Here is a 13,557-nt window from a genome sequence, read left to right as displayed (position 1 = left end):
CCCCCGCGGCATTGTTCGGACCGGACGACGGTAGAGATCTTGGCAGGTGTACGGCAAGAGGAGTTCGGCCGGTGAGACACGAATATCAGCCGAACGCCGGGGACGGTAGGTTCGCCCGGTGGACACCGGCTGGCAGACCGGCCTGGCCGGGTTCGCCGCCGGGCTGCTCATCTCGATCGTGACCGCGCCGGTCGGCGTCTCCGGGGCGGTCTTCCTGCTGCCGGTCCAGCTCAGCGTGCTGCACGTGCCGAACCCGGCGGTCACCCCGACGAACCTGCTCTACAACGTGGTCGCCGGCCCCGGCGCGCTGCTGCGGTACCTGCGCTCACGCGGGTTCGACCGGGCGCTGACCCGGCTGCTGATCGCCGGCACCCTGCCCGGTGTGGTGCTCGGCGCGTTCCTGCGGGTGTTCGCGCTGCCCGGCCCACGGATGTTCCGGTACGTGGTGGCGGCCGTCCTGCTGCCCCTCGGGCTCTGGCTCTGCCTGCGCGCGGTCCGCCCGGCCCGCCGGATCCGGACGCCGCTGCGGTCCGGCGCGGTCGCCGGGCTGGGCCTGCTGGCCGGTACGGTCGGCGGCGTCTACGGCATCGGCGGCGGCTCCCTGCTCGGCCCGATCCTGGCCGGTCACGGCATCCCGATGGCCACCGTCGCCCCGGCCGCCCTGGCCTCGACGTTCGTCACGTCGATCGCGGGCGCCGGCGCGTACGGCCTGATCGCGGTCACCACCGGCGCCGGGGAGATCGCCCCGCACTGGGTCCTCGGCCTGCTCTGCGGCCTGGGCGGCCTGATCGGCGGTTACCTGGGCGCCCGCCTGCAGCGAAGGATCCCGGAGGCCGCGCTGCGGTTCCTACTCGGCGCGCTGGCCGTCGCCCTGGCCGTGTCCTACCTGCGCTGAAGGTGCCGCAGGAAGCGGCCGGGGTCGGCGAGGAAGGCCCGGGTCATGGCGACCGGCTCGGCCTGGTCGTAGGCGACCTCGGTGACGGCCCCGCCGGGCCCGATCTCCAGGATGGTGGCGCCGGGGCAGGCGAGCAGGACCGGCGAGTGGGTCGCGATCACGAACTGGCTGCCGGCGTCGACCAGGTCGGCGATCCGCAGCAGCAGGGCGAGGCAGCCCTGCACGGACAGCGCCGCCTCCGGCTCGTCGAGCAGGTACAGCCCGGCCGGCCCGAACCGATGCGCGGCCAGGTCCAGGAACGATTCGCCGTGCGAGCGCTGGTGCGGGGAGACGCCGCCGTAGGAGGCGGTCACGTCGAGGCGCTCGATCTCGGTGGCGACGTTGTAGTACGACTCGGCGCGCAGGAAGAACCCGGTGCGGGGCTTGCGGCCGGGGTGGCGGACCAGGGTCAGGTGCGCGCCGAGCGACGACTCGGTGGCCCGGGTGGCGAAGTTGAACGAGGTGGTGCCGCCCTCGGGGTTGAACCCGGCGGCGACCGCGATCGCCTCGATCAGTGTCGACTTGCCGCTGCCGTTGTCCCCGGCGAGCATCGTGACCGGGGTGGGCAGGCGCACCTCGCCGTGGCCGGAGAGGGCCCGGACGACGGGCAGGCTGAACGGATAGCCCTGATGCGGTGTCTCGTCCAGCCGGATCGCCCTGATGAACACGACGGCCACGTTACCGGGAGCGCGATCGCACGAAACCGGAACAAATCTCATATCCGCCGCATATCTTGAGGCCTGTGTTCGGACGGATCCTGCTCAGCGCCATCCTGGGCACGCTGCTCGTGGCGTTCCCGTACGAACGACGCCCGGCCCTGGCCGCGCCGACGGTCTGCCCGGCCGCGACCACGCTGACCAACGGCGACTTCGAGACCCCGGTCATCCCCGAGGGCACCTACAAGGTGATGTCCCAGACCCTGGTGCCGGGCTGGCTCACCACCGCCTCGGACAACCAGATCGAGCTGTGGCACGAGATGACCGGCAACAAGTACGCCGCGCCGGACGCCGCCGTCGGCACCCAGTACGCCGAACTCAACGCGAACCTGGTCTCCACCCTCTACCAGGAGCTGCCGACCGTGCCCGGCGAGACGCTGCGCTGGGAGCTGCGGCACCGCGGCCGGCTCGGCACCGACACCATGGGCGTGTGGATCGGGCCGGCCGGCTCCGAGGCGCTCGGCGTCAAGCAGGGCGGCGACATCGTCGACCCGAACACCGCGTGGGGCTCCTACTCGGGCATGTACACCGTTCCGTCCGGGCAGACCACCACCCGCTTCGCGTTCCGGTCGATCTCGGCGGCGCAGAACAAGCCGACCCACGGCAACTTCCTGGACGCCATCAGCTTCGGCACCTCGGCCTGCCTCACCACGACCACCTCGGTCAGCGCGGCCACGGCGAACATCGGCGACACGCTCACCTACACCGTCGCCGCCCGCAACGACGGCGGCAACCCGGCCCGGCTGTCCGTGCTCACCGACACGCTGCCGGCCGGCGTGAGCTACGTGCCCGGCTCGATCCGGTCGATCACCGGGTCGGCCAGCGCCACGGTCAGCGACCCGGCGGACGGCGACACCGGCGAGTACGACCCGGCGAGCCGGACGATCCGGGTCCGGGCCGGGGACGGGGCGGGCGCCTCGGCCGGCGGCACCCTTCAACCGGGCGAGACCCGCGCCTTCAGCTACCAGGTCACCGTCGACACGGCGACCGCCGGCTCCACCGTGAGCAACGACGCCACCGCCACCTACACCGACGCGCTGACCGGCAACCGGCCCACCTCGGTGTCCGGCGCCGCCGCCACTGCCGTCGCGCCCGCCGCCGACCTGTCCGTGACCGCCGTGCTGAGCAGCGCGGGCGTGGTCGCCGGGCAGCGCGCCGAGATCACCGCCACCGCCACCAACACCGGGCGGAACACGGCCACCGCGGTGAAACTCGCCGCGACCGTCCCGCCCGGGCTCACCGGCATCGGCGCGACCGCGCCCGGCGGCACGTGCGCGATCAGCGGGCAGGTCGCCACCTGCGACATCGCGGCCCTGCCGGTCGGTGCGACGGTCACCATGCGGGTCGGTGCGGACGTGCCGTCCGCGGCCACCGTCGGCGCGCAGGCGGTGCTGCCGGTGACGATCAGCAGTGCGACGTACGAGATGAGCGCCGCCAACAACAGCGCCTCGGTCAGTGCCGCCGTCACCGCGATCGGCGACCTGGGCGTGACGATGACCGCGTCACCGCCGGTGCCGGTGGCCGGCGACACCGTCACCTACACGATCCCGGTCACCAACACCGGGCCGTCGATGGCGCGGCAGATCGGGCTGTCCGACCCGGTCGCGACCGGGAACACGTACGTCAGCAGCAGTGTCTCGGGCGGCAACGGCGGCGCCTGCGCCTACACGGCCACGGCCCGGATCGTCGAGTGCGGGCTCGGGCCGATCGACACGGGCGTCACCGTCACCGTCACCGTCGTGATCCGGCTGGGCGCCGGCGTCACAGCGATCAACAACGCGGTCTCGGTGGTCTCCCTGACCCCGGACCCGAACGTCGCCAACAACAACGTCTCGGTGCAGTCGGCCGGCACCGCGGTCGCCGACGTGGGGGTCTCGCTCAGCATCGGGGCCGCGACCGCGTACCCCGGCGAATCGGTGTCCTACTCGCTCACCGTGACCAACAACGGGCCGTCCGAGGCGACGAACGTCTCGTTCAACACGGTGGTGCCGCCCGGTATGACGATCGTCCGGCCGGCGTTCTGCACGGCCACCGCCTGCACGCTGGACCGGCTCGGCCCCGGCGAGACGAAGACCCTGAACGGCGTGTCCCAGCTCGGCTGGGACACGCAGGCCGGCCCCGGCCAGGCCACCACCACGGTGATCTCCCCGACCACGGACAACGTGAGCGTCAACGACACCGCCACGGTCGCCTTCACGGTTCTGCTGCGCAGCGACGTCGGCGTCACCCAGACCGTCTCGAACCCGGGCGGCGGCGCGGTGGTGGCCGGGGAGAACCTGCGCAGCGCGGTGGTCGTCGGCAACAGCGGGCCGACCCGGGCCGAGGGCGTGGTGGTGCGGCAGGCGGTCCCGGCCGGCTGGGAGGTCCCGTCCGCGACCGCCCCGGGTGGCACCTGCGTCTTCCAGACCACCGGCGCCTGGAGCGTCGGGACGGTCACCACCGTCGGCGGGGTGTGGGACTGCACCCGTACCGTCCTGGCCACCGCCGCCACCTGGAACGTCACGTTCGAGGGCCTGTTGCCGGCCGCGTACGCCGGCGTCGCGGTGACCCGCGTCGCCGAGGCGAGCACCTCCTCGCCCGACCCGGCGGCCGGCAACAACACGGCGACCGGGACCGTCCCCGTGCAACGCCGCTCCGACCTGTCGATCACCCAGGCGCTGATCACGGTCCCGCCGATCGTGCAGTCCGAGGAGGTACGGTTCCGGGCCACCATCCGCAACACCGGGCCGTCCGATGCCCGGCAGGTGATCGTCCGGGACGAGCCGCAGGCCGGCCTCTCGATCACCTCCGGCGTGCCGAGCTCCGGCGCTTACAGCGGCTCGACCTGGACGATCCCGGTGCTGGCGGCCGGCGCCACCGCGATCCTCGACTTCACCGGCATCGCCCAGGGCTACGGCGCCCTCACCGGCCGGATCACCGTCGTGTCGTCGGAGAGCACCGACCCGGCCGCCGCCAACGACACCGCCACGGTGACCATGACGGTCGCCGCGGCCGCCCCCGCGCTGGGCCTGACCGTCACCCCGGCGGTGTCACCGCTGTCGAACCAGAACGGGGTGCAAGCCGGTAACACGATCAGTTACCAGTACGCGGTCCGCAACACCGGCAACCTGACGATGAGCCAGATCGGCGTGACCGGCTCGAAGGGCGGGACCGCGTCCTGCCCGCAGACCATCCTCGCGGCCGGGGCCGGGCCGATGATCTGCACGGCCGGGCCGTACCCGGTGGCACAGTCCGACATCGACAGCCGGCTCCCGGTCACCGACACCGTCCGGGTCGTCGCGGCCACCCCGGGCGCCGCGAACACCAGCCAGTACGGCCTGGTCACCGCGAGCGTGCCGGTCGCCGTCGCCACCGACTCCCTCGCCGTGCTGGTCACCCCCACGGTCAGCCCGCCCACCCGGCAGAGCGCGGCGGCCGTGGGCGACACCGTCACGTACGCGTTCGAGGTCACCAACAACGGCAACCTCACCATGTCGTCGATCACCGTCACCGACGTCCTGCTCGGCCCGGTCAACTGCCCCGGCAGCCTCGCCGTGGGGGCCTCGGCGTCCTGCGTTCCGGTGCCGCACACGGTGACGCAGGCACAGGTCGACGCGGGGGTGCCGATCGCGTCGAGCGCCACCGCGCGGGGGATCCCGGCCGGTGGGGTGCTCACCCCGTACGGGCCGTTCACCTCCGCCGTCGCCGTGGAGATGCCGGCGCCGGTGCTGACCCTGGACGTGGATCCGCAGGTCACCGGGCGGGCCGGAGCCGGCGACCCGATCACCTACGAGTACGAGATCGCCAACGACGGCAACGTCACGATCAGCGCGCTCGCCCTGGTCGACGCGATCGGCGGCAGTGCCGACTGCCACGGGCAGACCACCCTCGCCGTGTCGGCCACGCTCACCTGCCGATCGACGGCGCCGTACCTGGTCACCCAGGACGATGTGGACGCCGGCGCCGATATCCGCAACAACGCCGTGGTCACCGGCCAGGGCGCCGGAACCGGCCACCCGCCCGCGTCGGCGCAGATGTCGGCGCCGGTCCGGGTGGCCGTCGCCGCGCCCGCCCTGACCATCCGGGCCACCGCCGCCGTCGACCCGCCCGAACGCGCCGGCGGCGTCGAGGCCGGGGACGTGGTCACCGTGGATCACCTGGTCACCAACACCGGCAACGTGACGATGCGGGACGTCTCGGTGACCGGTGATCCGGTGCCGGTGTCCTGCCCGCGCAGCACCCTCGCGGTGGCCGCCTCGATGTACTGCGCCACCACGCAGGGCTACCCGGTGTCCCGCGCGGACGTGGACGCCGGAGTCCCGCTGTCCTTCTCCGCCGCCGTCCTGGGGCGGCAGCCGAGCGCCACCGCGCCCACCGAACAGGCCGCCACCACCGTCACGGTTCCGGTCGCCCCGGCGTCCGGCCTGCTCACCGTCGTGGTCACCCCGGCGGTGACCCCGGCCGCGCACGCCGACGCGGTCGAGGCGGGCGACCGGATCGATTACACCTATCTGGTACGCAACGCCGGTAACGTCACGATGCGCCGGATCGACCTGACCAGCGCCCGCTTCGGGCCGATCACCTGCCCGGGCGTGTCGGTTGCGGCCGGCGACACGATGACCTGCGCCGCGCCGTCCGGCTACACGGTCACCAGCGCCGACGTGGCCGCCGGGAACCCCGTCGTCGAGAAGGTCCGGCTCACCGCGCAGACGCCGGCCGCCACCACGCCGGACGACTTCGGCTCGTTCACCTCGGAACTCCCGGTCATGGTGCCGGCGCCGTCGCTGACCATCGAGACGTCCGGCGCCGTACGGACCGCCGGAGTACGCAAGATGACCGGGATACGGTCCGCCGTCGAAGCGGCCGCCGGGGACACCGTCGCCTGGACCTATCTGGTGACCAACAACGGCACCATCTCGATGGGTACGGTCACCGTCGTCGCCGCTCTCGGCCGGGACGTCAGCTGCCCGGCCGCCACCCTCGCCGTCCGCGCGTCGATGACCTGCACCGCCGCCGCCTACCCGGTGGCCCAGGCGCATGTCGACACCGGCGGCGGGATCACCGAGACCGCGTACGTCACCGGCGTCCCGGACTCCGCCACCGCCGTCCAGCGGTACGGGCCGTCCACCGCGACCGTGCCGGTGGTGTCCGGCGCCCCGTCGCTGACCCTGACGGTGACCGCCGTGACCAGCCGTGCCGGGGTCGAGGCCGGCGACACCGTCGGCTTCCGCTACCGGGTCACCAACGACGGCGACGTGACGATGACGGGTGTGACGGTGGCGAGCGCGATGTTCGGTTCCGGCGCCTGCCCGGAGACCACCCTGGCGGTACGGGCCACCGTCGTCTGCGCCACCGCCGGCACGCATCGGGTCAGCCAGGCCGAGATGGACCGGGGCAGCGCGTTCCGGGAGACGGCCCGGGTGATCGGAACCCGGCCCGGCCACGACCCCGTCTCGTTCCGCCCGGTCGCCGTGACCGTCCCGCTCGCCGCGGCCCGCCCTGTCCTGACCGCCGCCCAGACCGCCACCTGGACCGATGTGGACGGCGACGGGGTCCTCAGCGCCGCCGACGACGTGACCTCGCAGATCGTCGTCACCAACACCGGCAATGTCACCGTCACCGCGCTGCGGATCACCGGCCTGCCCACCGGCGTCACCTGTGTCCCGGCCACCCTCGCCCCGGGCGAGAAGGCGGTCTGCGTCTCCGGCGTGTACCACCTGACCCGCCAGGAGATCGTGTCCGGCCGCTACACCAACGAGGCGCGGGCGACCGGCTCGCTGACCCGCGCCGACGCGGGCGACGAGGTGGAGGCGACCGCCCCGGCGAGCGTCGTCACCCCACGCCGCCCGGACCCGGCCGGCCCGCCGGGCGCCCGCCCGGACATTCCGCTCACCGGGTCCCCGGCCACCGCCCTGGCCCTGACCGGCGTCCTGATCCTCGCCACCGGCGGCCTCCTGCTGGCCGGCTCGCACTCCCGCCCGCCCGGCCGCCACCGCCTGCCGGCCCCCGGTCGTCATCGTTAGACCCCGGCTGGTTCCGGGGGCTGTCCCAGCGAAGCCGGGACAGCCCCCGGAACCAGCCGAAAAGCAGGTGGGACGGCGCGTCAGCGACGCGCCGTCCCGGTGCTGCGGCAGACCTCAGCCGTCGTGCGGGACCGGCACCGGGGCGACGCGCCAGATGCGGGCGGCGTAGTCGGCGATCGTGCGGTCGGAGCTGAAGAAGCCGCTGTGCGCGGTGTTCAGAATGGACATCCGGGTCCAGCGTTCCCGGTCGCGCCACGCCTGCTCGACCTCTTCCTGGCAGTCGAGGTAGGAGCGGTAGTCGGCGAGCGTGAGGTATTCGTCCCAGTTCATCAGGGAGGCGGCGACACGCTGGCCGGATTCGCCGAACGTGCCGGAGCCCAGCGCGTCCAGGGCGGCCCGCAGCTCCTTGTCGTGTTCGTAGTAGCGGTGCGGGAAGTACCCGTTGATCCGCGCGTTGGCGGCCTCGTACGCGTCCAGGCCGAAGAGGAAGAAGTTGTCCTCACCGACCCGGGCACGGATCTCGATGTTGGCGCCGTCCAGGGTGCCGATGGTGAGCGCGCCGTTGAGCGCCAGTTTCATGTTGCCGGTGCCGGACGCCTCCTTGCCGGCGAGCGAGATCTGCTCGGACAGGTCAGCGGCCGGGATGATCCTCTCGGCGAGGGTGACGTTGTAGTTCGACGGGAAGACCACTTTGAGGTACGGCGAGACGACCGGATCCCTCTCGATCGCGGCCGCGACCGTGGCGATCAGCCGGATGATGTCCTTCGCCGCGTGGTAGGCGGGCGCCGCCTTCCCGGCGAACAGCACCGTGCGCGGCACCCAGTCGCGGCCCGGTTCCTGCCGGATCCGGTGGTACAGGGTGATCACGTGGAGCAGTTTGAGCTGCTGCCGCTTGTACTCGTGGAACCGCTTGATCATCACGTCGGTGAGCGAGTCCGGGTCGCCGGCCGCCAGGTCCACCTTGTTGGCCCGTTTGATCGCCTGCCAGCGGTCCCGGAACGAGGCGTCGTCGGCGAGCCGCTCCAGCCCTTCCAGGCGTTCCAGGTCGCGGATCCAGGTGTCGGTGCCGAGGCCCTCGGTGATCAGGTCGGACAGCCGCGGGTTGGCGATCCGGACGAACCGGCGCGGCGAGATGCCGTTCGTGACGTTCTGGAACTTGGCCGGCCACAGCTCGGCGAAGTCGTTGAGCACCGTTTCGCGCAGCAGTTTCGAGTGCAGTTCGGCGACGCCGTTGACGGCCTCGGTGCCGACCACCGCGAGGTGCGCCATCCGGACCATCCGCGGCTCCTCGCCGATGATCGACATCCGCCGCAGCCTGGCGTGGTCACCGGGGAACCGGGCCTCGACCTCCCGCAGGAACAGCATGTTGATCAGGTAGATGATCTCCAGGTGGCGGGGGAGCAGCCGCTCGAACATGTGCACCGGCCACGTCTCCAGCGCCTCCGGCAGCAGGGTGTGGCAGGTGTACGCGAAGGTCTTCCGGGTGATCTCCCAGGCCCGGTCCCACTCCAGCTCGTACTCGTCGACGAGCAGCCGCATCAGCTCGGCGATCGCGATCGTCGGATGGGTGTCGTTGAGCTGGATCACCGTCTTCTCGGCGAAGTCGTCCCAGCCCTCGTTGCGCAGCCGGAACCGCCGGATGATGTCCCGCAGCGAGCAGGACACCAGGAAGTACTGCTGCTTGAGCCGCAGCTCCCGGCCCAGTTCGGTGCTGTCGTCGGGGTAGAGGACCTTGCTGATGTTCTCGGCGCGGACCGCCTCCTCGACCGCCTCGGCGTACTGCCCGGCGGAGAAGCGGGACAGGTCGAACGACGCCTCACTGGCCTTGGCGCTCCACAACCGGACGATGTTGACGGTCTCGGTGCCGTAACCCGGGATGAGCATGTGGCTCGGCTCGCCGAGCACGATCTCGCCCGGCACCCACACCTTGCGGGTCTGCGAGCCGGGAACCGGCTCGGTGTGGCCGTAGAAGCCGACGGTCTGCCTGTCGTCGGGCGCCGGGAACTCCCACGGGTTGCCCTGGAACGCCCAGTCGTCGGGCAGCTCGGTCTGCCCGTTCTCGGTGATGACTTGGCGGAAGATGCCGAGGTCGTAGCGGATGCCGTAGCCCACCGCCGGGATGTCGCGGGTCGCCATCGAGTCGACCAGGCAGGCCGCGAGCCGGCCCAGGCCGCCGTTGCCGAGGCCCGGCTCGACGTCGAGGCCCTCCAGGTCCTCGATGCTGAAACCGAGGGCCTTCACCGCCTCGGCGGCGATCTCACCGGTGCCGGAGTAGAGCAGGTTCTGTTCGAGCTGCGCGCCGAGCAGGTATTCCGCGGAGAGGTAGTAGACCCAGCGGGGGTTACTGGCGTAGTGCGCGGCGGCGGTTCTGGCGCGTCGTTCGGCGAGGCGGTCGCGGACGGTCTGCGACAGCGTCTCGTACGCGTCCCGCGCGCTCGCCGACTCGACGGTGGTGCCGCGCCGGTAGTAGAGGTTGCTCAACAGGTCCTGCTGGAACTCTTCGGCGGTCTTGCCCAGTTTGCGTAGACCGATGCCCTGTCGAAGATCCATGCCGCCATTGTGCCTCCGTGAGGTTTCCAGCGAATGCCCTTCGCGTATTCGGCCGGCCGGGGGTGACACACTTCCCTGGTGCTCGATGCCCTACTGCCCTCCTCGGTGATCACCGCCGAGGCGTTCACCGACGACCCCGACGAGCCCTGTTTCCCGGGCGAGGAGGACCTGATCGCGACAGCGGTGGCGGGCCGCCGGCGGGAGTTCGTCACGGCCCGGCGCTGCGCCCGTGAGGCGCTGGTGAAGCTGGGGTTCGCGCCGGTGCCGATCCGGCCCGGGCCGCGCCGGGAGCCGATCTGGCCGGCCGGGGTGGCGGGCAGCATCACGCACTGCGCCGGGTTCCGTGGCGCGGCCGTCGTCCGGACCGCCGATCTGGCGAGCGTGGGCATCGACGCGGAGACGCACGCCCCGCTCCCGCCGCGGGTGATCGGCGCGGTGACCGCCCCGGGCGACGTGGAGCATCTGGCGGCGCTGGCCGAGGCGGATCCGTCGGTGCACTGGGACCGGCTGCTGTTCTCCGCGAAGGAGTCGGTCTACAAGGCCTGGTTCCCGCTGACCCGGCGGTGGCTCGGGTTCGAGGACGCGCGGATCGAGATCGACCCGGCCGCCGGCGCGTTCACCGCGTGGCTGCGGGTCGAGGCGCCCTGGCCCGCGATGCACGGCCGGTTCCTGGTCGGCGACGACCTGGTGGTGACGGCGGTCTGTCAGGAGAAGTGAGCCAGCCGGGGCCAGACGTCAGACCACGGCTCGGTGCGGCGGCAGAGGTAGACGCGGGCGCCGACCTCCTCGTTCTCGACGCCGAGGGAGTTGCTCAGCCGGGCCCGGGTCTGGCAGGCGCCGAGCATCGCGGACGCCCGGTCCGGCTCGGCCTGCAGGACCGCGATCACCACCGTCTTCGACTCCGGCGGCGGGCCGTACCGGTGCAGCTCGTTGTGTCCGCTGTAGACCTCCGGCAGGCCGAGTGACGGGCCGTACCGATCCAGGGCGCCGGCCTCCCCGTAGTTGCCGGTGAACAGCACCGCCTTGCGCCGGTCGGCCTCGGCCAGGCCGGCGTGCACGGCGCCGACCTGCCACACGTACTCCCGCCAGCCGATCTGATCGGCGATCGTCTGGTTCACCTCGGCGGGCAGGGACCCGGCCAGCCGGTCCACCGGGATCACCGGCAGCGAGCCCAGCACCCCGGCCACGGCGGTGATCAGCACCCCCGCGCCGGCCAGCGCCTTCCGCCCGGCGCGGCCGGCGGCCCACCGTTCCACCGGCACCGCGCCGATCGCGAGAAGACCGAGGAGCAGACCCACCGGATAGTACGGCTGACCGGCCGTGACCAGCACCAGCAGCAGCATCAGCGGGTACGCCACGGCGATCGCGCGGAGCACCCGCAGCCGGGGGTGCCGCAGCACCACGACGATCCCGGCGATCCACACCGGCGGCAGGGTGAGCAGCGCGAACTGCAGCGGCAGCAGCATCCGCCGGGACTCGCCGCCCTTGTCCGCCGCGATCGCCGCCGCCATCTCCGCCTGCGGGAACCCGTTGGCCACCTGGTAGATCAGGTTGGGCAGGCCGATCACCAGGGCCAGCGCCGCGCCCGCCCACAGGTGCCGGGAGCGCAGCGCCGACCGTGGCCCGGCCAGCAGCAGCGCCGCGCCGAGGCAGAGCAGCAGGAGCACCACCAGGTGCTTGTTGTAGAGCCCGAGCCCGGCCACCACGCCGGCGCCGAGCCAGGCCCGGGGGCGGTCCCACAGCAGGGCCCGGACGGTGCAGAAGAGCACCCCGAGCCAGACCAGCAGATCGGTGGTCGTGGTGGATGTCACATGTGCCGACGAGAGCGGGAAGACGCCGAAGACGGCGGACGCCGCGATCGTCTGGGCGACCCGGCCACCACCGGTCTCGCGGGCGATCAGCGCGGCCACCACGGCGGTGAGCCCGAGCAGCACCGCGGCCGGCGCCCGGATTGCCCAGAGGGTGTCGCCGAAGGCCTCGATTCCCAGCCTGACCAGCATCGGCGTGAACGGCGGCTGGTCGGCGTAACCCCACTGTGGATGCTCGGCGAGGAGCCGGAAGTACAGCTCGTTGCGGTGGTAGCCGTATCGGTTGGAGGTGATCAGAAGCAGTAGCGTGACGGAGGCCGCGATCAGGCCGACCGGCCACCAGGCGATCGGCCGGCGGGCAGACTCCATACGCTGCGTCGTCACTACGTCACTGAGCGCATCGACCACGTGCCCCACCGTACGGGCCGTACGCCCCGCGCTGCCAATGTCATTTCTGCCAATCGGCTCCCAGGACGCAGTTTCCGCAGCCCCGGCAGGCGCCGTCGCCGTCCACGGTCCCGTCCGTGCGCAGCGTGTAGGGGCAGGGATCCCCGGTCGGCGTGGCGTAGCGCTCGTCCTTGCGGGGCTGTACCGAAACGGTCGTGGTCATGTCCTCATTGGCGCACGGGAGGGATCGCGCGGTCCCGGGCCGAAAGTCCCCCTCTGCCCGCCGCGTGGCGTCAGTGCTAGGTTAGCCTTACCTAAGTAAGGAGCCGTCTGTGGACAGCAACGACATCGCCGGTGAGGCCTGGTGAGGGGCCTCGACGGCAAGACCGCTCTGGTCACCGGAGCCGGTCAGGGCATCGGCCGGGCCGTCGCCCGGGCGCTGGCCGCCGAAGGGGTCCGGGTCGCCGCCACCGACCGCACCGACGAGGGCGTCAAGCAGCTCGCCGACGAGCATCCCGGCATCCTCCCGCTGGTCGCCGACGTCACCGACGCGGGCCTGGTGGAGGCCACCGTGGACGCCGCCGAGCGCTTCCTCGGCCCCCTCGACCTGCTGGTCAACGTGGCCGGTGTGCTGCATCTGGGCGAGGTCGTCGACCTCACCGACGAGGACTGGGCACATACCTTCGCGGTCAACACCACGGGCGTCTTCCACACCAGCCGCGCGGTGGCCCGGCGGATGGTGCCCCGCCGCTCCGGCGCGATCGTCACCGTCTCGTCGAACGCGGCCGGCGTGCCACGGACCGGCATGTCCGCCTATGCCGCGTCCAAGGCCGCCACCACCATGTTCACCAAGTGTCTCGGCCTGGAGCTGGCGCCGCACGGGATCCGCTGCAACGTGGTCGCCCCCGGCTCCACCGACACGCCGATGCAGCGGCAGCTCTGGACCGGCGGCGTGCCGTCGCCGGTCCTCGACGGGGATCCGGCCAGCTTCCGCGTCGGCATCCCGCTCGGGCGCATCGCCACCCCGGAGGACATCGCCGACGCCGTGCTGTTCCTCGCCTCCGACCAGGCGCGGCACATCACCATGCACGACCTGTACGTCGACGGCGGAGCCACCCTCCGAGCCTGATCACCGACCGGCTCGTCCTCAGCCGGTGAAG

General features: G+C 72.3%; 7 protein-coding genes. 4 read left to right on the top strand and 3 right to left on the bottom strand.

What is annotated here, in order from left to right; all coding sequences use genetic code 11:
• The first annotated feature begins 118 nt into the window (after positions 1-118).
• Complete coding sequence (locus tag ACZ3II_RS14515; RefSeq protein ID WP_465518119.1) at positions 119-895, top strand: TSUP family transporter; 777 nt, start codon at positions 119-121, stop codon at positions 893-895.
• On the opposite strand, the gene ACZ3II_RS14510 is transcribed toward ACZ3II_RS14515, so the two are convergent.
• A complete protein-coding gene (locus ACZ3II_RS14510; RefSeq protein WP_465518118.1) occupies positions 883-1,602 on the bottom strand; it encodes an AAA family ATPase in 720 nt (239 codons plus the stop codon). The genes ACZ3II_RS14515 and ACZ3II_RS14510 overlap by 13 nt on opposite strands.
• A gap of 74 nt (positions 1,603-1,676) precedes the next feature.
• Between ACZ3II_RS14510 and ACZ3II_RS14505 the strand changes: the two genes are divergently transcribed.
• Positions 1,677-7,652, top strand: coding sequence for a DUF7507 domain-containing protein (locus tag ACZ3II_RS14505; protein ID WP_465518117.1), 5,976 nt, complete (start codon positions 1,677-1,679; stop codon positions 7,650-7,652).
• A gap of 114 nt (positions 7,653-7,766) precedes the next feature.
• Here the strand turns inward: ACZ3II_RS14505 and ACZ3II_RS14500 are convergent, their stop codons facing one another.
• Positions 7,767-10,202 (bottom strand): glycogen/starch/alpha-glucan phosphorylase, encoded by a 2,436-nt coding sequence (locus ACZ3II_RS14500; protein WP_465518116.1) that lies wholly within the window; start codon positions 10,200-10,202, stop codon positions 7,767-7,769.
• A gap of 78 nt (positions 10,203-10,280) precedes the next feature.
• On the opposite strand from ACZ3II_RS14500, the gene ACZ3II_RS14495 reads away from it, so the two are divergent.
• Positions 10,281-10,919 (top strand): 4'-phosphopantetheinyl transferase family protein, encoded by a 639-nt coding sequence (locus ACZ3II_RS14495; protein ID WP_465518115.1) that lies wholly within the window; start codon positions 10,281-10,283, stop codon positions 10,917-10,919.
• On the opposite strand, the gene ACZ3II_RS14490 is transcribed toward ACZ3II_RS14495, so the two are convergent.
• Positions 10,907-12,379, bottom strand: coding sequence for a glycosyltransferase family 39 protein (locus ACZ3II_RS14490; RefSeq protein ID WP_465518114.1), 1,473 nt, complete (start codon positions 12,377-12,379; stop codon positions 10,907-10,909). The genes ACZ3II_RS14495 and ACZ3II_RS14490 overlap by 13 nt on opposite strands.
• Before the next feature lie 382 nt (positions 12,380-12,761).
• On the opposite strand from ACZ3II_RS14490, the gene ACZ3II_RS14485 reads away from it, so the two are divergent.
• Complete coding sequence (locus tag ACZ3II_RS14485; protein ID WP_465518113.1) at positions 12,762-13,526, top strand: 2,3-dihydro-2,3-dihydroxybenzoate dehydrogenase; 765 nt, start codon at positions 12,762-12,764, stop codon at positions 13,524-13,526.
• The last annotated feature ends 31 nt before the right edge of the window (positions 13,527-13,557 follow it).

The sequence above is a fragment of the Actinoplanes sp. NPDC019969 genome, from assembly GCF_055562375.1.
Note: the sequence above shows the minus strand (reverse complement) of the source record. Positions and strands in the feature narration are given on the sequence as shown.